The sequence below is a fragment of the Roseococcus microcysteis genome, from assembly GCF_014764365.1.
Taxonomy (GTDB): domain Bacteria; phylum Pseudomonadota; class Alphaproteobacteria; order Acetobacterales; family Acetobacteraceae; genus Roseococcus; species Roseococcus microcysteis.
In genome coordinates, this window is sequence record NZ_CP061718.1 from 2,988,152 (window position 1) to 3,010,395 (window position 22,244).

General features: G+C 70.3%; 19 protein-coding genes and 1 pseudogene. 10 read left to right on the top strand and 10 right to left on the bottom strand.

The features are described from left to right. The first annotated feature begins 32 nt into the window (after nucleotides 1–32). From ICW72_RS14380 to ICW72_RS14425, 10 genes and pseudogenes are all read left to right on the top strand, one after another. A complete protein-coding gene (locus ICW72_RS14380) occupies nucleotides 33–1,190 on the top strand; it encodes an ATP phosphoribosyltransferase regulatory subunit (RefSeq protein ID WP_191083340.1) in 1,158 nt (385 codons plus the stop codon). Further along, nucleotides 1,190–2,470, top strand: a pseudogene (locus ICW72_RS14385) (adenylosuccinate synthase); the annotation flags it as partial. The gene ICW72_RS14380 and the pseudogene ICW72_RS14385, both read left to right, overlap by 1 nt. 181 nt (nucleotides 2,471–2,651) lie before the next feature. Further along, the gene (locus ICW72_RS14390) at nucleotides 2,652–4,244 is read left to right on the top strand and encodes an ABC transporter substrate-binding protein (protein ID WP_191083342.1); all 1,593 of its coding nucleotides are present in this window, start codon (nucleotides 2,652–2,654) and stop codon (nucleotides 4,242–4,244) included. A 14-nt stretch (nucleotides 4,245–4,258) separates the two neighbouring features. After that, complete coding sequence (locus ICW72_RS14395) at nucleotides 4,259–5,206, top strand: ABC transporter permease (RefSeq protein ID WP_191083343.1); 948 nt, start codon at nucleotides 4,259–4,261, stop codon at nucleotides 5,204–5,206. A gap of 17 nt (nucleotides 5,207–5,223) precedes the next feature. Beyond that, entirely contained in the window at nucleotides 5,224–6,111 is an 888-nt protein-coding gene (locus ICW72_RS14400) for an ABC transporter permease (RefSeq protein ID WP_191083344.1), read from the top strand. A 35-nt stretch (nucleotides 6,112–6,146) separates the two neighbouring features. Next, nucleotides 6,147–7,178, top strand: coding sequence for an ABC transporter ATP-binding protein (locus ICW72_RS14405; RefSeq protein WP_223880603.1), 1,032 nt, complete (start codon nucleotides 6,147–6,149; stop codon nucleotides 7,176–7,178). Continuing rightward, the gene (locus tag ICW72_RS14410) at nucleotides 7,175–8,158 is read left to right on the top strand and encodes an ABC transporter ATP-binding protein (RefSeq protein WP_191083345.1); all 984 of its coding nucleotides are present in this window, start codon (nucleotides 7,175–7,177) and stop codon (nucleotides 8,156–8,158) included. The genes ICW72_RS14405 and ICW72_RS14410 overlap by 4 nt, the downstream gene beginning before the upstream one ends. Next, nucleotides 8,158–8,850 (top strand): isochorismatase family protein, encoded by a 693-nt coding sequence (locus ICW72_RS14415; RefSeq protein ID WP_223880604.1) that lies wholly within the window; start codon nucleotides 8,158–8,160, stop codon nucleotides 8,848–8,850. The genes ICW72_RS14410 and ICW72_RS14415 overlap by 1 nt, the downstream gene beginning before the upstream one ends. 15 nt (nucleotides 8,851–8,865) lie before the next feature. After that, nucleotides 8,866–9,069, top strand: a complete 204-nt coding sequence (locus ICW72_RS14420; protein WP_191083346.1) for a hypothetical protein — start codon at nucleotides 8,866–8,868, stop codon at nucleotides 9,067–9,069. Continuing rightward, on the top strand, nucleotides 9,066–10,472 hold the full coding sequence (locus ICW72_RS14425; protein ID WP_191083347.1) for an amidase: 1,407 nt from the start codon (nucleotides 9,066–9,068) through the stop codon (nucleotides 10,470–10,472). The genes ICW72_RS14420 and ICW72_RS14425 overlap by 4 nt, the downstream gene beginning before the upstream one ends. 13 nt (nucleotides 10,473–10,485) lie before the next feature. On the opposite strand, the gene ICW72_RS14430 is transcribed toward ICW72_RS14425, so the two are convergent. The 10 genes from ICW72_RS14430 to ICW72_RS14475 all read right to left on the bottom strand — a co-directional run bounded on the left by ICW72_RS14430 (nucleotide 10,486) and on the right by ICW72_RS14475 (nucleotide 22,233). Further along, nucleotides 10,486–10,956, bottom strand: coding sequence for a cupin domain-containing protein (locus tag ICW72_RS14430; RefSeq protein ID WP_191083348.1), 471 nt, complete (start codon nucleotides 10,954–10,956; stop codon nucleotides 10,486–10,488). Nucleotides 10,957–11,080: 124 nt separating this feature from the next. After that, the gene (locus ICW72_RS14435; RefSeq protein WP_191083349.1) at nucleotides 11,081–12,064 is read right to left on the bottom strand and encodes a branched-chain amino acid ABC transporter permease; all 984 of its coding nucleotides are present in this window, start codon (nucleotides 12,062–12,064) and stop codon (nucleotides 11,081–11,083) included. A 3-nt stretch (nucleotides 12,065–12,067) separates the two neighbouring features. Next, nucleotides 12,068–12,952: a branched-chain amino acid ABC transporter permease gene (locus ICW72_RS14440; protein WP_191083350.1), complete on the bottom strand. Its 885-nt coding sequence runs from the start codon at nucleotides 12,950–12,952 to the stop codon at nucleotides 12,068–12,070. Between the two features lie 131 nt (nucleotides 12,953–13,083). Beyond that, complete coding sequence (locus ICW72_RS14445) at nucleotides 13,084–14,331, bottom strand: ABC transporter substrate-binding protein (protein WP_191083351.1); 1,248 nt, start codon at nucleotides 14,329–14,331, stop codon at nucleotides 13,084–13,086. A gap of 75 nt (nucleotides 14,332–14,406) precedes the next feature. Continuing rightward, nucleotides 14,407–15,651: an ABC transporter substrate-binding protein gene (locus ICW72_RS14450; RefSeq protein WP_191083352.1), complete on the bottom strand. Its 1,245-nt coding sequence runs from the start codon at nucleotides 15,649–15,651 to the stop codon at nucleotides 14,407–14,409. 34 nt (nucleotides 15,652–15,685) lie between these two features. Continuing rightward, on the bottom strand, nucleotides 15,686–16,927 hold the full coding sequence (locus tag ICW72_RS14455; RefSeq protein ID WP_191083353.1) for an ABC transporter substrate-binding protein: 1,242 nt from the start codon (nucleotides 16,925–16,927) through the stop codon (nucleotides 15,686–15,688). Between the two features lie 52 nt (nucleotides 16,928–16,979). Then, entirely contained in the window at nucleotides 16,980–17,687 is a 708-nt protein-coding gene (locus ICW72_RS14460) for an ABC transporter ATP-binding protein (protein WP_191083354.1), read from the bottom strand. After that, entirely contained in the window at nucleotides 17,680–18,465 is a 786-nt protein-coding gene (locus ICW72_RS14465) for an ABC transporter ATP-binding protein (protein WP_191083355.1), read from the bottom strand. Before ICW72_RS14465 ends, ICW72_RS14460 begins: the two co-directional genes overlap by 8 nt. 127 nt (nucleotides 18,466–18,592) lie before the next feature. Next, nucleotides 18,593–20,884 carry a xanthine dehydrogenase molybdopterin binding subunit gene (xdhB, locus tag ICW72_RS14470; protein WP_223880605.1) on the bottom strand — a complete coding sequence of 764 codons (2,292 nt, stop codon included), beginning with the start codon at nucleotides 20,882–20,884 and terminating at the stop codon, nucleotides 18,593–18,595. Beyond that, nucleotides 20,881–22,233: an FAD binding domain-containing protein gene (locus ICW72_RS14475; protein WP_191083356.1), complete on the bottom strand. Its 1,353-nt coding sequence runs from the start codon at nucleotides 22,231–22,233 to the stop codon at nucleotides 20,881–20,883. Before ICW72_RS14475 ends, xdhB begins: the two co-directional genes overlap by 4 nt. Between the last annotated feature and the right edge of the window lie 11 nt (nucleotides 22,234–22,244).

Genomic DNA, 22,244 nt, shown 5'->3' on the forward strand with positions numbered 1-22,244 from the left:
CCCACCCCGCCCCCCTGCCACACAGCCGGGGCATGAACGACGCCTTCTCCCCTCCGCCCGGGCTGCTGCCCGCGGGCCTGATGGACGTGCTCCCGCCGGCGGCGGAGCGCGAGGCCGCGCTCGTCGAGGCGCTGATGGAGGGTTTCGCCCGCCACGGCTATGAGCGCGTGAAGCCCCCATTGCTGGAATTCGAGGACGGGCTGCTGGCCGGCTCGGGGGCCGCCGTCTCCGAACAGATTTTTCGCCTGATGGACCCGGTCAGCCAGCGCATGATGGGCTTGCGGGCGGACACCACGCCCCAGGTCTCGCGCATCGCAGCGACGCGCCTTGGCGCGCAGCCCCGCCCGCTGCGCCTCTGCTACGAAGGCCCGGTGCTGCGCGTGCGCGGCAGCGAATTGGCGCCGGCGCGGCAATTGGCCCAGGCCGGCATCGAACTCATTGGCGGCGCGGCACCCGAGGCCGATGCGGAAGTGGCCCTGGTGGCCGCCGAGGCCCTGGCACGTGTGGGCGTCACCGGCATTACCCTGGACATCACGCTCCCGCGCATGGCCCAGGCCCTGCTGGAGGCGGCGGGGCTGGAAGACGCGGTGGCCCGCCGCTTGATCCGCGCGCTGGACCGCAAGGACGCCGCCGCCGTGGCCACCCTGGCGCGCGACGCCGGCCCCGTGGCCGCGCTGCTGCCGCCGCTGCTCGCCGCCGCCGGCCCGGCCGAGGGCGCGCTGGCGGTCCTGCGTGGCCTCGACCTGCCCATGGCCGCGCGCGCCATCGCGGAGAACGCGGCGCTGGTCATCGCCGCCATCGCCGCCCGCGCGCCTTCGCTGCGCGTCACGCTGGACCCCGTGGAGTTCCGCGGCTTCCGCTATCATGTGGGCGTGGCCTTCACCATCTACGGGCCGGGTGCCACGGGCGAGATGGCGCGCGGCGGCCGCTACCAATCCGCGAATGACGAGCCGGCCACGGGCATGACGCTCTACCCCGACGCCGTGCTGCGCGCCGCGCCCAAGCCCGCCAGCCGCCCGCGCTGCTTCCTGCCCATCGGCACCGCGCCCGCGGTGGGCGAGGGGCTGCGGCGCCAGGGCTTCGCCACCATCGCCGCCCTCTCGGCCGCCGACGCGCCGGCCGCGCTGCGGTGCAGCCATGTCTGGGACGGCACCGCGCCCGTTCCCGTTACCGAGGAAAGTTCCGTCTGATGGCCAATGTCACCGTGATCGGCGCCCAGTGGGGCGATGAGGGCAAGGGCAAGGTGGTGGACTGGCTGGCCAGCCGGGCCGACATCGTCGTGCGCTTCCAGGGTGGGCACAATGCGGGCCATACGCTCGTGGTGGGCAGCAACACCTACAAGCTGTCGCTGCTGCCCTCGGGCATCGTGCGCGGCAAGCTCGGCGTCATCGGCAATGGCGTGGTGCTGGACCCGGACGCGCTGCTGGCCGAGATCAGCAAGGTGCGCGCGCAGGGCCTCGACGTGGGCCCGCACAATCTCCGCATCGCGGAGAACGTCCCGCTGATCCTGCCGCTGCACCCGGCCCTGGACCGCGCGCGCGAGGCGGCGCGCGGCGAGGACAAGATCGGCACCACCGGGCGCGGCATCGGCCCCGCCTATGAGGACAAGGTGGGCCGGCGCTCGGTTCGTCTCTGTGATCTCTCCGAGCCGGAGACGCTGTCGGCCAAGCTCGATGAGCTGCTGCTGCACCACAATTCCCTGCTGCGCGGCCTGGGCGCCGAGGAGTTCAGCAAGCAGGCCCTGCTGGACCAGCTGCTGGCGCTCGCGCCCAAGCTGCTGCCCTATGCGGAACCCGTCTGGGAAAGGCTGGACGCCGCCCGCCACGAGGGCAAGCGCGTGCTGTTCGAGGGCGCGCAGGCGGTCATGCTGGATGTGGACCACGGCACCTACCCCTATGTGACCAGCTCCAACACCGTGGCCGGCAATGCGGCCGCCGGCGCGGGCGTGGGGCCGGATGCGGTGGGCCTCGTGCTCGGCATCGCCAAGGCCTATGCGACGCGGGTGGGCTCCGGCCCCTTCCCCTCGGAGCTGCATGACGAGACGGGCCGCCTGCTGGGTGAGCGCGGGCATGAATTCGGCACCGTCACCGGCCGCCCCCGTCGTTGCGGCTGGTTCGACGCCGCCATGGTGCGCCAGGCGGTCAAGATCGGCGGCGTGCAGGGCCTGGTGCTGACCAAGCTGGACGTGCTGGACGGGCTGCCGGAGCTGAAGCTCTGCACCGGCTACCGCGTGGATGGGGAGGTGATGAAGCGCCTGCCCGCCGCCATGCGCGCCCAGGCCCGCGCCGAGCCCATCTTCGAGGTGATGGAGGGCTGGTCCGGCTCCACCCGCGGTGCGCGCAGCTATGCCGACCTGCCGGCCCAGGCGGTGAAGTATGTGCGCCGCATCGAGGAGCTGGTGGAGGCGCCGGTGATGATGCTCTCCACCTCGCCCGACCGCGACGACACCATCGCGCTGCGGGACCCCTTCGCGGGTGAGGACGCGCGCCGGGTCACCCCCATGATTCCGGCGCCATTGATTTTCATGTTGCGCCGCAGCGCGCGCGGCTCCTAGGCTTCCTCCCAGCCCCGTCAAAGGGGGCAGTGGGAAGGGCCGACAGTCACTCCACCCAATCATCGGCACGCCGGACGGCGGTCGTTGAGGAGATGACATGAAGAGACGCCTCGCTTCGCTGTGCGCCGGCTTCGCGGCCCTTTCCTTCATGATGGCCACGCCGGCCCTGGCGCAGCGGGAAACCGTGCTGCGTGTCGCGATGACGGCGGGCGACATCCCGCTCACCGCCGGCATCCCCGACCAGGGTTTCGAGGGCTGGCGCTTCGTCGGCTACAACCTCTACGACTCGCTGACGCTGTGGGATCTCTCGCGCAGCGACGTGGTGGCGGACATCCGCCCCGGCCTCGCCACCGAATGGCGCATAGACCCCGGGAACAACCGCCGCTGGCTGTTCACCATCCGCCGCGGCGTGCGCTTCCATGATGGCTCGCCGCTGACGGCCGCCGACATCGTCTGGAACTTCGACCGCTTCACCAAGGAGAGCGCGCCGCAGTTCAACGCGCGGCAATTCGCCTTCGCCCGCGCCTATCTCGGCAATTTCGAAAGCGCGGAGGTGGTGGACGACTACACCGTGGCGCTGACCACGCGGCAGCCGGACAGCCTCTTCCCCTACAATGTCAGCTTCCTGATGATGGTGAGCCCGCGCCGCTCGGCCGAGGTCAACCACGATGCCGACGCCTTCGCGCGCAACCCCTCCGGCACGGGCCCCTACCGTTTCGGCCGCATGGTGCCGGGCGAGCGGCTGGAGCTGGTGCGCAACCCCGACTACTGGGACCAGGCGCGCGTGCCCCGGCATGACCGGCTGGTGCTGCTGCCCATGCCCGAGGCCTCCACCCGCACGGCCGCGCTTCTCTCGGGCCAGGTGGACTGGATCGAGGCGCCGGCGCCCGACGCCATTCCGCGCCTGCGCTCCTCGCGCATGCAGATCGTCACCAACTCCTACCCGCACAACTGGGCCTACCAGCTGAACTTCGTGGATGGCCCCTTCGCCGATGTGCGGGTGCGCCGCGCGGCCAACCACGCGCTGAACCGCCCCGATTTCCGCGAGATGCTGGGCGGGCTGGCGCTGGAGGGGTACGCCAACATGCCGCCCTCCACCGCCTATTTCGGCAACCCACGGCGGTATGAGTTCGACCCCGCCCGCGCCCGTGCCCTGTTGCAGGAGGCCGGGTGCCTGCCCTGCCGCATCACGCTCGCCATCTCCACCTCCGGCTCCGGCCAGATGCAGCCCTTGCCGATGAACGAGCTGGTGAAGGCGCAGCTGGAGGCGGCGGGCTTCCAGGTGACCTTCCAGACCATGGACTGGAACGCGCTGCTCCAGGTGGGCCGGGAGGGGCGGGAACGCCACCGCGGCGTGCACGGCATCAACATCAGCCGCTCGCTCCAGGACCCCTTCAACGGGATGCTGCGCTTCACCTGGACCGCGCAGCACACGCCGCGTGGCTCCAACTGGGGGCACTACAGCAACCCGGCCATGGACGCGCTGATTGACCGCGCGCTCGCCACCTTCGACCCGGCCGAGCGCCTGCCCATCCTCACCCAGATCCATGAGCTGATGAGCGAGGACGCGGTGATGCTGTGGGTGGTGCATGACCTCAACCCGCGTGCCATGTCGCCGCGCGTGCGCGGCTTCGTGCAGGCGCAGAGCTGGTTCCAGGACCTGACGCCCGTCACCGTCGCGGCGCGCTGAGGCGGAGCGGGAGCATGTTCGGTTATGTCGTCCGGCGGCTGCTGTCCGCGGTGCCCATCGCGCTCGGCGTGTCCATCGTCTGCTTCGCGCTGGTCTACCTGGCGCCGGGCGATCCCATCCAGACGCTGCTCCCGCCCGATGCGGATGCGGAGACCGTGGACCGGCTGATGCGCCTCTATGGCCTCGACCGGCCCCTGGTGCTGCAATATCTCGACTGGCTCTGGCGCGTGATCAGCGGGGATTTCGGCCGCTCCATCGCCAATGGCCGGCCGGTGGCGGACGAGATCTTCCGCTCGCTCGGCAACACGGTGCTGCTCGCCACGGTGTCGGTTCTCTTCGCCTTCAGCATCGCCTTCGTCATGGGCACCATCGCGGGCCGCAAGCCGGGCAGCTGGCTGGACCGGGTGGTGACCGGCACGGCGGTGCTGGGCGTCTCGGTGCCGAACTACTGGCTGGGCATCGTGCTGGTCATCATCTTCTCGGTGGAGCTGATGCTGCTGCCGGCCTCGGGCATGGCCGATGACCAGTTCGACCCGACGAACTGGGAACATCTGCAATACCTCATCCTGCCGGCCTTCACCCTGTCGCTGATTCCGGTGGGCATTATCGCGCGCACCACGCGCTCGGCGGTGTCGGAGGTGATGAACCAGGAATTCGTGGTGACGCTGCGCGCGAACGGCCTGCCCGAATGGCGCGTGCTGAAGCACGTGCTGAAGAACGCGCTGCCGCCCGTGCTGGCGGTGATGGGGCTGCAGTTCGGCACGCTGATGGGCGGCTCCATCCTGGTGGAGACCGTCTTCTCCTGGCCCGGCAGCGGCTTCCTGCTGAGCCGCGCGATCCTGACGCGCGACATCCCGGTGCTGCAGGGCACCATCCTCGTGCTGGCCATGATCTTCGTGCTGACGAACCTGCTCGTGGATCTCTTCCAGTCCACCCTCGACCCCCGCATCCGGCGCGGTTGAGACGAAAGGAGGCGCCCATGTCAGCCACTCTCGGCACCGCCGCCGCCTTGCCCGCCCTCCCGCCGCAGCGCGGCTACTGGGGCACCGTGGGCTACCGCCTGCGGCATGATCCGGTGACGCTCTTCTTCGGGGCGTTGCTGCTGCTGATCCTGCTCTCGGCGATCTTCGCGCCCTGGATCGCGCCGCATGACCCCTTCCAGGAAAGCATCATCCGCCGCCTGCGGCCGGTCGGTCATCCGGGCTATCCCCTCGGCACCGACGAGCTGGGGCGCGACATGCTCAGCCGGCTGCTGCATGGCGGGCGCATCACCCTGACCATGGGCATCCTGCCCGTGCTGGTGGCCACGCTGATCGGCGGCGGCCTGGGCATCGTGGCCGGCTTCGCGGGCGGGCTAGTGAACGCCCTCATCATGCGGACGATGGACGTGTTCTACGCCTTCCCCTCCGTGCTGCTGGCCGTCGCCATCTCGGGCGCGATGGGCGGCGGCGCCTTCAACGGGATGGTGGCGCTGACGCTGGTCTTCATCCCGCCGCTCTGCCGCGTGGCGGAGACGGCGACGACGCAGGTCCGCAACCTCGACTATGTGGACGCGGCGCGCGCGACGGGCGCGCCCTTCTTCCTGGTGCTGCGCCACCATGTGCTGGGCAATGTGCTGGGGCCGATCCTGATCTACGCCTCCAGCCTGGTCTCGGTCTGCATCATCCTGGCCTCGGGCCTCTCCTTCCTGGGGCTGGGCGTGACACCGCCCGACCCGGACTGGGGCCTGATGCTGAACGCGCTGCGCCAGGCCATCTACGTGAACCCGATGATCGCCGCGATGCCGGGTGTCGCGATCCTTCTGACCTCCATCAGCATGAACATGGTCAGCGACGGGCTGCGCGCGGCCATGGATGTGCGGAGCTGACGCCCATGCTCATGCGAAGCCCCAGGACCCTCGCCATGGACCCGCGCGACCGCGGCGGGCCCGAACAGCCGCTGCTGCTGGTGAAGGGCCTCAGGAAGCACTTCCCCATCCGCGGCGGCATCTTCGGCCGCGTCTCGGCCCATGTGCGCGCGGTGGACGGTGTCTCCTTCACCGTGCGCAAGGGCGAGACGCTGGGCGTGGTGGGCGAGTCCGGCTGCGGCAAGTCCACCCTCGCGCGGCTGCTGATGCGCCTCGTCGTGCCCGATGCCGGCGAGCAGGTCTTCGACGGCGACGCGGTGGGCGAGCAGGGCGGCATCAGCGTCCCGCAGATGCGCCGCCAGGTGCAGATGGTGTTCCAGGACAGCTCCTCCTCGCTCAATCCGCGCATGCCGGTGCAGGGCTCCGTCGCCTTCGGCCCCATCGCCTTCGGCACGAAGCGCGAGACGGCCATCGCCCAGGCGCGGGCGCTGCTGGAGAAGGTGGGCCTCGACCCCGCGCTGTTCGGCGGGCGCTACCCGCATGAGCTCTCGGGCGGGCAGAAGCAGCGCGTGAACATCGCGCGCGCGCTGGCGCTGGACCCGCGCATGATTATCCTGGATGAGGCCGTCTCGGCACTGGACAAGAGCGTGGAGGCGCAGGTGCTGAACCTGCTCCAGGCGCTGAAGCGCGACTTCAACCTGACCTATGTGTTCATCAGCCACGATCTCGGCGTGGTGCGCTGGATCAGTGACCGCGTGATGGTGATGTATCTGGGCGAGATCGTGGAGATCGGCCCCGCCGACGATCTCTACAACGCCCCACGTCATCCCTACACGCGCGCGCTGCTCGCCTCGCGCCCTGCGCTCGACCCCGATCGGCGGCGCGAGGAACCCCCCGTCAGCGGCGACCCGCCCAACCCCATCAACCCGCCCTCCGGCTGCCGCTTCCACACGCGCTGCCCCATGGCCGAGGCCATGTGCGCCACCCGCGCCCCCAGTTTGGCCGACCCCTTCGCGGGCGAGCACCTGGTGGCCTGCCACATGCACGACCCGAAATCAGGCCACAGCCAGGCGAGGGCCACCGCATGACGCCGCTGGTCGAGGTCGAGGACCTTTCCGTCAACTTCGTCACGCGCGAGAGCAATGTCCGTGCGGTGAACGGCGTCAGCTTCACCATGATGCCCGGCGAGGTGATGTGCATGCTGGGCGAAAGCGGTTCCGGCAAGAGCGTCACCATGCGCGCGCTGATGCGCCTGCTGCCGCGCGGCCGCAGCGTGATCCAGGGCCGCGTGCGCATCGCGGGGCAGGATGTGCTGGCGATGGACGACGCGGCACTCGGCCGCATGCGCGGCAGCACCGTCTCCATGATCTTCCAGGAGCCGATGACGGCCTTCGATCCCGTGGTGCGCGTGGGCGACCAGATCGCGGAGGTGGTGGCGCTGCATCGCGGGGTGAGTCATCGCCAGGGCCGGCAGCGGGCGCTGGAACTCTTCGACCTGGTGCGCATTCCCTCCGCGCAGCGCCGCCTCGATGCCTATCCGCACGAACTCTCGGGCGGGTTGCGGCAGCGGGCGATGATCGCGCTCGCGCTCTCCTGCGAGCCCAAGCTGCTGCTGGCGGACGAACCGACCACGGCGCTGGACGCCACAGTGCAGATCCAGGTGCTGATCCTGCTGCGCCGCCTCCAGCAGGAGCTGGGCATGTCCGTGATCATCGTCACGCATGACCTCGGCGTGGCGGCCGAGGTCGCGGACCGCGTGGCGGTGATGTATGCGGGGCGCGTGGTGGAGACGGGGCCGGTGCGGGATTTGCTGCGCCGGCCGCTGCACCCCTACACGGCGGGGCTGCTCACCTCCACCGTGCATGACCAGCCGCGCGACCAGGATTTGCCGACCATTCCCGGCGCGCCGCCGGACATGCGGCGCCTGCCGCCCGGTTGCAGCTTCGCGCCGCGCTGCGCCCTGGCCGGGCCGGATTGCGATGTGGGGCCGCCGCCGCCGGTGGCGCCCGCGCCGGGGCGGCAGGTGCGCTGCCTGCGCGTGCCCGCGCCCGTGGCCGAACCCGCCTGATGCGCCACGCGATCCACATCCCCGAGGATGTCATCCGCCGCGTCGTCGCGCGCTGCGGCACGCCGCATCCCTTCGCGGCGCTGGTTCCCGCCCGCACGGCGCTGCTCGTCATTGACATGCAGAATGGCTACATGCGCGCCGATGTGGGGCATTCCTGCGTGCCCACCGCGCCGGGCATCGTGCCCGCCATCAACGACCTCGCCGCGGCGCTGCGCGGGGCGGGCGGGCATGTGGCCTGGGTGCAGAACGCGACGGACGAACGCTCGCGCCGGGAATGGTCCGTGCTGGAGGAGCAGGCGAGCCCGCAGCGCCGCGCCGCGCGCATCCGCTCCGTCTCGCCGGGCACGGAGGGCCACGCCTTCTGGCCGGAGCTGGACATCCGGGCGGCCGACATGGTGGTGGCCAAGTATCGCTACAGCGCCTTCATCCGCGGCGCCTCCGACCTGGAGGAGAGGCTGCGCGCGCGCGGCATCGACACGCTGCTGATCACGGGCACGCTGACCAATGTGTGCTGCGAGTCCACGGCACGCGACGCCATGATGCTGAACTTCCGCACCATCATGGTGGCCGACGCCAATGCCGCCATGACCGATGCCGAGCACAACGCCGCCCTCATCAGCTTCTACCTGGCCTTCGGCGATGTGCAGACGGCCGACGAGATCATCGCCACGCTCGCGCGCGGCGATGGGTAAGCGAAGGACGCAGAGATGCCCGAAGACGATGAACGCGAACTCGAGGCGGCGCTGGCCCGCGCCGGCATCACGCCACCACCCGGGCGGATGCGCGGCCTGCTGGCGGCCTACCGGGATTTGCGGCCGATGCTGCCCCTGCTGCGCGGCCCGCGCGATGCGGCGGCGGAACCCGCGGGCATCTACAGCTTCGACAACATCACGCGGGACCGCGGCGCATGACGGCGCTGGAGGATTTGTCCATCGCCGAGGCCGGCGCGCGGCTGCGCGATGGCCGCCTGACCTCCGTCCAGCTCACCGAGCACGCGCTGGCGCGCATCGCGGCGCATGACGGGGCGCTGCACAGCTTCATCCTGGTCACGAAGGAACGCGCGCTGGAGGACGCGGCGCGGGCCGATGCGGAGCTGGCCTCGGGCCGGGATCGCGGGCCCATGCACGGCATTCCGCATGCGCTGAAGGACATCTACGGCACGGCCGGCATCGCCACCACCTGCCATTCCAGGCTGCTGCGGGACCACATCCCCGCCGAGGATTGCGTGGTGGCCGAGAAGCTGGCCCAGGGCGGCGCCGTGCTGCTGGGCAAGCTCGCCACCCATGAATTCGCCATGGGCGGGCCGAGCTTCGACCTGCCCTGGCCGCCCGCCCGCAACCCCTGGAACACGGCGCATGTCACGGGCGGTTCCTCCTCCGGCTCGGGCGCGGCGGTGGCGGCGCGGCTGGTGCGGATGGCCATGGGGTCGGACACGGGCGGCTCCATCCGCGGGCCGGCCGCCTATTGCGGCACGGTGGGGCTGAAGCCGACCTATGGGCTGGTCAGCCGGCGCGGCGTCTTTCCGCTTTCCTACACGCTGGACCATTGCGGGCCGCTCTCCGCCACCGTGGAGGATGCCGCCATCGCCATGCAGGTCATCGCCGGGCACGACCCCGCGGACCCCGCCAGCGCCACGCTGCCGGTGCCGGACTTCCTCTCGGGGCTGGAGGAGGGCGTGGCGGGGCTGCGGATCGGCCGGCCGCGCCATTTCTACCTGGAGGCCGAGGGCGTGACGCCCGAGACCATCGCCGCGCTGGACCGCCTGGCCGAGGCCCTGGCCGATGCGGGCGCCATCGTCGAGGACGTGACCCTGCCGGACTACGCGCTGTTCAACGCCTGCGGCCGCGTGATCCTGCTGTCCGAGGCCTTCGCCATCCATGAACAGGACCTGCGCGCGCGCCCGCAGGATTACGGCGAGATCTTCTTCATGCGCCTCGCCGTGGGGGCCACGCTCAGCGCCGCCGACTATGTGCAGGCGCAGCGGCTGCGGCGCGAATTGTCGGAGGCGGTGAACCGCGTGGCCCTGCGCCAGCATGACCTGCTGCTGACCGCCTGCGCGCTGACGCCCGCGCCGCCCTTCTCCGCCTTCCCGCCGGACATGCCGGGGCCCGCGCAGATCCAGACCATGCCCTTCAACGTGACGGGCAACCCGGCGCTCTCCATGCCGGCCGGGCTGTCGCCGGAGGGGCTGCCGCTGTCCGCCCAGCTTGTCGGGCGGCCCTTCGAGGACGCGCTGGTGCTGCGCGCGGGCCGGGCCGTGGAGAAGATTGTGCAGGGCTGGGGCGCGCCATCCCGCGCGCCTGGGTTCGGCTGAGCAAAGGGGCCGCTCAGCGCGGCAGGCCCTGCTCCACGATGGTGATGGTGGGCGCGCCGGGCGGCAGCTTGAAGGTGTCCATCAGCACCGCGTCCTCGGTGCCGAGATTGGCCGCCGTCATCGGCGTGTTCGCCGGCATGTAGTAGCAGCTGCCGGCCGGCCAGACCGTGTCCGGGTGGCCTTCCACGAAATCCGTGATGGTGCCCGACAGCACGCAGGTGTGCCCGCCATGCTCGTGCACATGGATGGGCGCCCGCGTGCCCGCGCGCCGGATGCCGCGCGTGACCACCAGGCGCTGCCCGTCCGAGGCCGTGACGTCGAGCAGCACCACCACCTCCTCCAGCGGGCGATAGACGCCGCGCGGCGCGACGCCGTTGATGGTGGTGAGCTCGGTGTGCCCCGCATGGCCCGCGTGCTGGGCGGGCAGGGCGGTGGGGATGGCGAGGGCCGCGCAGAGGGCGACGGCGAAGAGGCGGGTGGGCATGGGGTTCCTCATCTCCGGCCTGCCTGAAGTGGCGGGCCGGCGCGCAATGTGTCGTGTTTTCGGGAAGGGCGGCAACAGCCGGCGGGTGGCACCGCCCGCACGGGGCGGCGCCTTGAGGTGGGGCCTACAGCCGCACCTTCAGCCAGTTGCCGATCTCGCCCACGATGCCGCGCCGGAAGGCCAGCACGCAGAGCACGAAGATCACGCCCTGGATCACCGTCACCCAGGCGCCGAACTCGGCCAGGTAGTTCTGCATGGTGATGATGACGACGGCCCCCATCACCGGGCCGAAGATGGTGCCCAGGCCCCCCACCAGCGACATCAGCACCACCTCGCCCGACATGGTCCAGAACACGTCGGTCAGGGTCGCGATGCCGAAGACGATGGACTTGGTGCCACCCGCCACGCCCGACAGCGCGGCGGACAGAACGAAGGCCATCAGCTTGTAGTCATCCGTGCGGTAGCCGAGCGAGGTGGCGCGCGGCTCGTTCTCGCGGATGGATTTCAGCACCATGCCGAAGGGCGAGTGGACGATGCGGTGCACCAGCAGGAAGCCGATGAGGAAGACGCCCGCCGTCAGCCAGTACATCGTCATGTCGGAGTTCAGGTTGAACACCCCGAACAGCACCCCGCGTGGGATGGACTGGATGCCGTCCTCGCCGCCCGTGAAGGGCGCCTGGAGGCAGAAGAAGTAGACCATCTGCGCGAAGGCCAGGGTGATCATGGCGAAGTAGATGCCCTGGCGCCGGATGGCGATGGCGCCGATGACCAGGCCCAGGATCGCGCCCGTGGCCCCGCCGATCAGGATCGCGATCTCGGGCGGCAGGCCCCATTCCTTGGCCGCGTGGCCGGCCAGGTAGCCGCCCATGCCGAAATAGGCCGCATGCCCGAAGCTGAGCAGCCCCACATAGCCGATCAGCAGGTTGAAGGCGCAGGCGAAGAGCGCGAAGCACAACACCTTCATCAGGAAGACGGGGTAGAGGAAGAAGGGGCTGATGACGACCAGCGCCACCATCACCAGGAAGGCGATGAGCTGGGTGCGGGTGAAGCCGAAGAACACCTGTTCCTCGTGCTTGAAATCCCCTCCGGAGAAACCGGGACCGGCCATGGCTCAGGCCCTCCCGAACAGGCCGGCGGGCCGCAGCAGCAGCACGATGGCCATGACGACGAAGATCACGGTTGCGGATGCCTCCGGATAGAAGACCCTGGTGAAGCCCTCGATGACGCCGAGCGCGAAGCCCGTGACGACGGAGCCGAGGATGGAACCCATGCCGCCGATGACGACGACCGCGAAGACGATGATGATGAGGTTGGCGCCCATCTGCGGGTTCACCGAGTAGATCGGCGCCGCCAGCACCCCCGCGAAGGCCGCCAGCGCCACGCCCGCGCCGTAGGTCAGCGTCATCATCCGCGGCACGTTGATGCCGAAGGCCTGCACCAGCGCCGGGTTCTCGGTCGCCGCGCGCAGGTAGGAGCCGAGCTTGGTCTTCTCGATGACCAGCCAGGTGGCGAGGCAGGCGACGATGGCCACGATCACGACCCAGCCGCGATAGACCGGCATGAACATGAAGCCGAGGTCCCAGGCGCCCTGCAATTCCGGCGGGATGCGGTAGGGCATGCCGGAGCTGCCATACTGGTTGCGGAACAGCCCCTCGATGATGAGGCCCACGCCGAAGGTCAGCAGCAGCCCGTAGAGGTGGTCCAGTTTGTACAATCGACTGATCATTGTTTTCTCAATGACCACGCCGGTGAAGCCCACGATCAATGGCGCCAGCAGCAGGGCCCACCAGTAGCCGATGCCGAGATAGTGCAGCAGCATCCAGGCCACGAAGGCGCCCATCATGAACTGGGCGCCGTGGGTGAAGTTGATCACGTTCAGCATGCCGAAGATGACGGCGAGGCCGAGCGACAGCAGGGCGTAGAAGGCCCCGTTGATCAGCCCCAGCAGAAGCTGGCCGAACAGCAATGGCGCGGGTATGCCGAAGATCTCGTCCATCGGAATCAGTCATCCCTGGCAAGGGTTCGGCCGCCCCACCACGCCCGGCGCAACCGTGCCGGGCAGGGCGGGGCGGCCGTGCCCCGGTGAAGTCACACGCGCCCCCGGGCCGGCCGGCCCGGGGGTATTCCTCAGCTGCGGACCAGGGCGCAGTTGCCCTCGCCCACCGGGCGGAAGGCCTCGGCGGCCGGGGTGGTCTGCAGCAGCTTGTAGTAGTCCCAGGCGCCGCGGCTTTCGGCCGGCGTCTTCACCTCGAAGAGGTAGACGGGCTGGATGCGGCGGCCATCGGGGCGGATCGTGCCCTCGCCCATCGCGTCGTCATTGGTGGGCTGGGCCTTCATGCGGTTCACGGTCTCGACGCCGCTGGCGCGCGCCGCCGGCACGCCCATCTCCGCCACCGTCTTGAGGTAATGCATGATGGCCGAGTAGCAGCCCGCCTGGCCCATGCCCGGGCGCAGCCCGCCCGGCATCGAGGGCAGCACGCGCTGGGTGAAGGCGCGGGTGCGGTCGTTCAGGTCCCAGTAGAAGCTCTCGGTGCAGACGAGGCCCTGCGCCGTCTCCAGCCCCAGGCTGTGCACGTCGCTGATGAACATCAGCAGCGCGGCGAGCTTGGTGCCGCGGCGCGTCACGCCGAATTCGGCGGCCTGCTTGATGGAGTTGATGGTGTCGCCGCCGGCATTCGCCAGCCCGATCACCTTGGCGCGGCTGGACTGCGCCTGCACGAGGAAGGAGCTGAAATCCGTCGTGCCCGGGAAGGGCGTGCGGACCTGGCCCAGCACCCGCCCGCCGGCCGCGCGCACGAAGCCCGCCGTGTCGCGCTCCAGCGCATGGCCGAAGGCGTAGTCGGCCGTGATGAAGAACCAGGTGTCGCCCCCCGCCCGCACCATGGCGCCACCCGTGCTCTTGGCGAGCATGTAGGTGTCATAGGTCCAGTGGATGGTGTTGGGGCTGCACTGCGCGCCCGTCAGGTCGCTGGTCGCGGCGCTGGAGTTGAGGAAGATCTTGTTCCGCTCGCGCACGATGGTGTTGACGGCGAGCGCGACGGAGCTGGTCGGCACGTCCAGGATCACGTCCACATTGTCGCGGTCGATCCATTGGCGCGTGATGGTGGAGCCGACATCGGGGCGGTTCTGGTGGTCACCCACCACCACCTCGACATTGACGCCGCGCGCGGCCACGCCGGAATCCTGGATGGCCTGGCGCACGCAGGCGACCGAGCCCGGGCCGTTCACGTCGCGATAGAGGCCCGACTGGTCGTTGAGGATGCCGATGCGGACGGTGTTCGCGGCCTGGGCCCGCGCCACATGGGCGGGCAGGGCGCCAAAGGCGGCGGTGGCGGCCGCGCCGCCCAGCAGCGCGCGGCGATGGAATTGGGACATTTTTCGTTTCTCCCGGGAGGTGCAGGCAAGGCAGGCGGGGGCGGGGTTGTTGCCCCCGCCCCCTCACGCGTCAGTTCAGCTGCGGACGAGCGCGCAATTGCCGGCGGCCATGGGGCGGAAGGCCTGGTCGGCGGGCACGGTCTGCAGCAGCTTGTAGTAGTCCCAGGCGCCGCGGCTCTCTTCGGGCGTCTTCACCTGGAACAGGTAGGCGGGGTGCAGCTTGCGGCCATCGGCGCGGATGGTGCCCTCGCCGAAGGCGTCATCGCTGGTCGGCATGGCCTTCATGCGGGCCACCGCCTCGGCGCCATTCGCCTTGGCCGCGGCCACGCCCATCTCGCCCACCGCCTTCAGGTAGTGCAGCACGGAGGAATAGCAGCCGGCCTGCACCATGGAGGGGCGGGTGTCATTGGGCATCGGGCCCAGGCGCTGGGTGAAGGCGCGGGTCTTGTCGTTCAGATCCCAGTAGAAGGTCTCGGTCAGCACGAGGCCCTGCGCCGTCTGCAGGCCCAGCGCATGCACGTCGGTCGCGAAGACCAGCAGCCCCGCCAGCCGCACGCCGCGCCGCGTGATGCCGAATTCGGCGGCCTGCTTGATGGAGTTGATGGTGTCGCCGCCCGCATTGGCCAGCCCGATCACCTGCGCGCGGGAGGCCTGGGCCTGCAGCAGGAAGCTGCTGAAATCCGTCGTGCCGGGGAAGGGCGTGCGGACATTGCCCAGGATGCGGCCGCCGGCCTGGCGGACGAAGGCGCCGGTGTCGCGCTCCAGCGCATGGCCGAAGGCGTAGTCGGCCGTGATGAAGAACCAGGTCTGGCCGCCGGCGGCCACCATCGCGCCCCCGGTGCTGTTGGCCAGCATCCAGGTGTCATAGGTCCAGTGGATGGTGTTGGGGCTGCACTGCGCGCCCGTCAGGTCGGAGGTCGCGGCACCGCTGTTCAGGAACACCTTGTTGCGCTCGCGCACGATGGTGTTGACGGCCAGCGCCACCGAGCTGGTGGGCACGTCCACGATCACGTCCACATTGTCGCGGTCGATCCATTGCCGCACCACGGTGGAGCCGACATCCGGGCGGTTCTGGTGGTCCGCCTGGATGACCTCGACAGTGACGCCGCGCTGGGTGATGCCGCTTTCCTGCACCGCGAGGCGCACGGCCTGGGTGGAGCCCGGCCCCGAGAGGTCGCGGTAGAGGCCCGACTGGTCGTTCATCACGCCGATGCGGATGGTGTTGGCCGCCTGGGCGCGGGCCGAGCGATAGGGCAGCGCGCCCCACACGGGCGCCGTGGCGGCGGCTCCGAGCAGGGTGCGGCGGGAAGTGGTGCTCATGGGGGAACTCCTTCCTCTGTTGCGCTTGGCCGCTTCAGCTGCGGATGAAGCCGCAGCCGCCCTCGGCCAGGGGCCGCCAGGGCTCCTCGGCGTCGGTGGACTGCAGCAGCTTGTAGTAGTCGTGCCGGCCGCGGCTTTCGGCCGGGGTCTTCACCTCGAAGAGGTAGGCGCGGTTCAGCTTGCGGCCATCCTCGCGGATGCGGCCCTCGCCGAAGGCCAGGTCATTGGTCGGCATGGCCTTCATGCGCGCCACGGCGTCGCGCCCGCTGGCCTTGGCGGCGGCCACCCCCATGTCGGCCACGGCCTTGAGGTAGTGCAGGTTGGCCGCGTAGTCGCCCGCATGGCTCATCGCCACCGGCATGTCGCCGCCGGCCAGCGCCAGGATGCGCCGCGACACGTCGCGCGTGCCGTCGTTCAAATCCCAGTAGAAGGTGTTGGCGCAGACCAGGCCCTGCGCCACCTCCAGCCCCAGCGCGTGCACGTCGGTGATGAACAGCAGCAGCGAGGCGATCTTGGTGCCGCGCCGCGTGATGCCGAATTCCGCCGCCTGCTTGATGGAGTTGATGGTGTCCACGCCGGCATTGGCCAGCCCGATCACCTTCGCGCGGCTGGCCTGGGCCTGGAGCAGGAAGGAGCTGAAGTCGGTCGTGCCGGGGAAGGGCGTGCGGACGCTGCCCAGCACACGGCCGCCGGCGGCGCGCACGAAGCCCGTGGTGTCGCGTTCCAGCGCATGGCCGAAGGCGTAGTCCGCGGTCAGGAAGAACCAGGTGTCGCCGCCCGCGCGCACCATGGCGGCACCCGCCACCTTGGAGAGCATGTAGGTGTCATACACCCAGTGGACGGTGTTGGGGCTGCACGCCCGGCCCGTCAGGTCCGAGGTGGCGGTGGAGGTGGCGATGGCCACCTTGTTGCGCTCGCGCGCCAGGTCCGCCACGGCCAGCGCCACGGAGGAGGCGGCCAGGCTGCTGACCACGTCCACATTGTCGCGGTCGAACCACTGGCGGGCGGTGGCCGTGGCGACATCGGGGCGGTTCTGGTGGTCGGCCACCACCATTTCCACGTTGAAGCCGCGGCCCGCGAATTCCTGGATGGCGAGCCGCGTGGCCGCCACCGTGTTCGGCCCGTTCAGGTCACGGAAGGTGCCGGACATGTCGGTCAGCACGCCGATGCGGATGGTGTTGGCCGCCTGCGCGCGGGCGCGCGACATCGGCAGCGCACCCCAGGCCGGCGCGGTGGCGGCGGCCCCGAGTAAGGTGCGGCGGGTGGTGGTGGTCATTTTCTTGGGTTTCCTTCCTTGGGGTTTCCGGTCCGGCCGCTTCTTGTCGGTCTCAGACGCCCAGATATTCGTGGAGGCGGTCCATGGAGGCGTTCAGCTCCGCATTGCTGACCATGTCCACGACCCGCCCGTGCTCCATGACGTAGTGGCGGTCCGCCACCGTCTGCGCGAAGCGGAAATTCTGCTCGACCAGCAGCACCGTGAAGCCGCGGCTCTTCAGCTCGCGGATGGTGCGGCCGATCTGCTGCACGATGACGGGGGCAAGCCCTTCCGAAGGCTCGTCCAGCAGCAGCAGCTTGGCACCCGTGCGCAGGATGCGGCCGATGGCCAGCATCTGCTGCTCGCCGCCCGAGAGCTTGGTGCCCGGGCTGTTGCGGCGCTCCTGCAAGTTCGGGAACAGCTCATAGATGGTGGGCACGGAGAGGCCGCCCGGCAGCACCTCGGGCGGCAGCATCAGGTTCTCGTAAACCGAGAGCGAGGCGAAGATCCCCCGCTCCTCCGGCACATAGCCGATGCCCGCGCGCGCGATGATGTCGGAGCGCGCGCCGATCAGCTCCCGCCCCTCATACTTCACCGAGCCCGCGCGGCGCCCCACCAGCCCCATGATGGAGCGCAGCGTGGAGGTCTTGCCCGCGCCGTTGCGGCCGAGCAGTGTCACCACCTCGCCGGCATTGATGTGGATGTCCACGCCATGCAGCACGTGGCTCTCGCCATACCAGGCCTCGAGGCCCTTCACCTGGAGCAGCGGCGCGTCAGCCATGGTGCGCGCCCTCCGGAACGCCGACGGAGGAGGGGTCGGTGCCGAGATAGGCCGCCTGCACCTCCGGGTTGCGGCTGACGGCGGCGTAGTCGCCCTCGGCCAGGATCTGGCCGCGGGCCAGCACCGTGATGCGGTCGCAGAGGCCCTCCACGACCTTGAGGTTGTGCTCCACCAGCAGCACCGTGCGGCCCGCCGAGACGCGCTTCACCAGGGTGACGATGCGGTCCACATCCTCATGCGTCATGCCGGCGGTGGGCTCGTCCAGCAGCATCATCGCGGGGTCCATCGCGAGCGTGGTGGCGATCTCCAGCGCGCGCTTGCGGCCATAGGGCAACTGGCCGGCGCGCAGATCGGCGTATTCGGTCAGCCCCACATCGGCCAGCAATTCATGCGCGCGGTCGTCATATTGCCGCAGCACCTTCTCCGAGCGCCAGAAGTCGAAGCTGGCGCCACGCTGGCGCTGCAACGCCATGCGGACATTCTCCAGCACCGAGAGGTTCGCGAAGACCGCCGAGATCTGGAAGGACCGCACGAGGCCGAGCCGCGCCACCTCCGCGGGCTTCATCCGCGTGATGTCGCGCCCGTCATAGGTGATGGTCCCGCGCGTCGGGATCAGGAATTTCGTGAGAAGGTTGAAGCAGGTGGTCTTGCCCGCGCCATTGGGCCCGATCAGCCCATGGATGGTGCCCCGCTGCACATTGATGTTGACGTCCTGGACGGCCAGAAAGCCGCGGAACTCCTTCGTCAGATTCTCCGTCTGAAGGATGATGTCGCTCACCCGGATCCGTCCCCCACGCCATTGTTGATCCGGGGTTGGCCCCGGCGGCTTCTGTCCCTGCCGGGTTGCTTATTGCGCAGCCCAGCCATGCCTGTATGGCCAAGCCCGCAGCGACATGCAAGCGCCTTTACGGACCCGATTTTATTGCCTTCAAATTGAGCAGAAGCCGCTCCGGCGTGGCCGGCAGATCGAGGTGGACCAGCCCCGCGGCGTCGCGCAGCGCATTGACCACGGCGGTGGCCAGCAGCAGGGGCGGCTCCCCCACGGCCTTGGAGCGGAACAGCGTCCGCGCCCGCCCGGCGGAGCCCGCCAGCAACCGCGTGTGCAGCACCGGCGGCACATCGCGGGAGCCCGGAATCTTGTAGGTGGAGGGCCCCAGCGTGCGCTGCCGCCCCTGGGCGTCCCACCACAATTCCTCGGTGGTGAGCCAGCCCATACCCTGCACGAATCCGCCCTCGATCTGGCCGAGGTCGATGGCCGGGTTCAGGCTGCGCCCGCAATCCTGGACCAGATGCGCGGAGAGGCAGCGATGCTCCCCCGTCAGCGTGTCCAGCATCACCTCCGCCACCGCGGCGCCATAGGTGAAATAATGGAAGGGTTCGCCCTTCAGCGACTCGGCATCCCAGTGGATGTCCGGCGTCTTGTAGAAGCCGGTGGCGGAAAGGCTGACGCGGGCCTTCCAGCACAGCTTCGCCAGCTCCCCGAAGGTCAGGCGCTTGTTGCTGCCGGCGCCGCCCGGGAAGACCTGGCCATCCTCGAAGACGACCTCCTGCACGGGGCAGCCGAAATGCTGCGCCGCCACCTCCGCCATGCGTTCGCGCAGCGTGGTCGCGGCCGCGTGCGCGGCCCAGCCATTCAGGTCGCTGCCGGTGCTGGCGGCGGTGGCGCTGGTGTTGGGGATCTCGGCGGTGGAGGTGGCGCTGATGCCCACGCTCTCGACCGGCACGGAGAACACCTCCGCCACCACCTGCGCCACCTTGATGAACAGCCCCTGGCCCATCTCCGTCCCGCCATGGGCGAGGCGGATGGAGCCATCGGTGTAGACATGCACCAGCGCGCCGGCCTGGTTCAGGTGGACGATGCCGAAGCTGATGCCGAAGGCGCAGACGAAGGAACCAAGCCCCCGCCGCAGCGTGGGATGGGCGGCGTTGAAGGCCGCGATCTCGGCGCGCTTCGCTTCCCAGCCCGCATCCTGCTTCGCCTCGGCCAGGACGCGGCGCGTCAGGCTCGGGTCCAGCGCTTGGCCATAGGGGGTGCGGCTGGCGAAGTTGGCGTCGCGCACCGCATCCACATCCAGGCTCAGGTGGCGGGCCACGGCGTGCAGCACCTCCTCCATCAGCAAGGCGCCCTGGGGGCCGCCGAAGCCGCGGAAGGCGGTGTTGCTGACATGGTTGGTCTTCACCGCGCAGGCCGTGATGCGGTGCGCCGGCACGCCATAGCAGTTCAGCGCATGGGTCAGGGCGCGGAACACCACGCCGGCCGACATGTCCACCGAATGCCCGCCATCCCCCGCCAGCAGCGCATCGAGGCCGAGCAGCCGTCCCGCATCGTCGAACCCCACCTGCCAGCGATAGAGGAAGGGGTGGCGCTTGCCCGTGGCCGCCATGTCGGCGCGGCGGGGCAGGCGCAGCTTCACGGGGCGGCCCGTCAGCCGGGCGGCCACGGCGGCGGCGGCGGCGATCCAGCTCGCATTGCTCTCCTTGCCGCCGAAGGCGCCGCCCATGCGGCGGCATTGCACCGTGACGCGGTGATAGGGCACGCCCAGCACCCGGGCCACGATGTGCTGCACCTCGGTCGGGTGCTGGGTGGAGGAATGCACCAGCATCTCCTCCTCCTCGCCCGGGATGGCCAGCGCGATCTGCCCTTCCAGGTAGAAATGCTCCTGCCCGCCCACATGGAACTCGCCGGAAAGGCGGTGCGGCGCGGCCTCCAGCGCGGCGGCCGCATCGCCCGCCACCATGGTCTGCGGCTTCACGATCCAGGCCTCCCGCGCCAGCCCTTCCTCGATGCTGAGCACGGGCGGCAGGGGCGTGATCGCGGCCGCGACGGCGGCGGCCGCGCGCAGCGCCTCGTCGCGGGTGTGGGCGACCACGATGGCCAGCGCCTGGCCATGATGCTCCACCAATTCCTCGGCCAGCATCACTTCACCGGCCGCGATGGGGGCGATGTCGTTCTCGCCCGGAATGTCCGCGGGCGTGATGATCCGCACCACGCCCGGCATGGCGACGGCGGCGGCCATGTGCAGCGCGTCCAGCTTCCCATGCGCCACGGGCGAGAGCACCAGCGCCGCATGCAGCAGCCCCGCGGGTTCGGGCATGTCGTCCAGGAAGCGCGCCTCGCCCGTCGCATGCTTCAGCGCGCTGTCATGGCGCATGGCCTGGCCAGCATGCTTCAGGCGGAAGCTGCTGCCGTCCATCATGCGAAGACCTCCGCGGGCAGCCCGGCATGGCGAAGTGCCAGGCGCCGCAGCAGCCCGCGCGCGGCCTCCATCCGGAACTCGGCGCTGCCGCGCCAATCGGCCATGGGCGTGAAGTCCAGCGCCTGGCCCGCGCCGGCCAGCGCGCCGTCATCCAGCACCCGGCCGCGCAAGGCGGCCTCGGCGGGGGCGCAGCGGCGGGCGGTCGCGTCCATGCCGCCGAAGGCGAGCCGCGCCTCGCGCACCACGCCGTCCTCGAAGGTGATGAGGGCGGCGAGGGACACGGCGCTGATGTCCTGGTCATGCCGGCGCGAGAGCTTCTCCGCCGCCAGGAAGGCGCCCTTCGGCGGGCGGGGCAGGTGGATGGCGACGATCAGCTCCTCCGGCGCCAGGGCGTTGCGGCGATAGCCCGTCAGGAACTCCCCCACCGGGATGTGCCGCACGCCGCGCAACTGCGCCACCTCCACCACCGCGCCCAAGGCCAGCAGCACCGGCAGCGCATCCCCGATGGGCGAGGCCGTGCCGAGATTGCCCGCCACCGTCCCCAGCCCCCGGATCTGCCGTGAGCCCAGCCGCGACAGATAGGGCACCAGCGGCGCCCAGACAGGGTCGGCGCGGCAGGCGCGCAGCCATTCGGCATAGCTTGCGGCGGCGCCGATGCGCAGCCCGGTGGCGCGCACCTCCACCCCCTGCATCTCGGCCACGTTCAGCAGGCAGAGCACTTGGGCCGGATGCTCCCGATGCTCGGAAAAGCGCAGGCCGAGATCGGTGCCACCCATCAGCACCACGGCCTCCGGCCGCACGGCGCGCAGCGCCAGCGCCTCGTCCAGCGAGGCCGGCAAGTGGAACCCGCCGAATTTCGCGCTGTCCGGCGCCGGAAGGGCGGGCGGCGCCGCGCCGTCATCCTGCATGCGGGCCATGGCGTCCAGGATGGGGCGGTAGCCCGTGCAGCGGCAGAGATTTCCCGCCAGCGCCTCATGCGGGTCCCCGCCCTCGCGCGTATGGGCCCAGGCGGACATGACGATGCCGGGTGTGCAGAAGCCGCATTGGGTGGCATCCGCCTCGGCCAGGGCGCGCGGGACGGTGTGCTGCGGCCCCAGCCCCTCCACGGTGCGGATGGCGCGGCCATGCAGCTGGCCCAGCACGCAGAGACAGGCATTCACGGGCGTGCGGGCGCCATCGGAGCCCTCCAGCACCACGGTGCAGGCGCCGCAATCGCCCTCGGCGCAGCCTTCCTTGGCGCCGGTCAGCCCTTCGGCGCGCAGCCAGTCCAGCAGGGTGGTGGTGGGGCTCTGGTGGCGGGGCAGGGTGCGGGGCGCCCCGTTCAGGACGAGGCGAAGCTGGTCATCCATGGTGTGGCCGG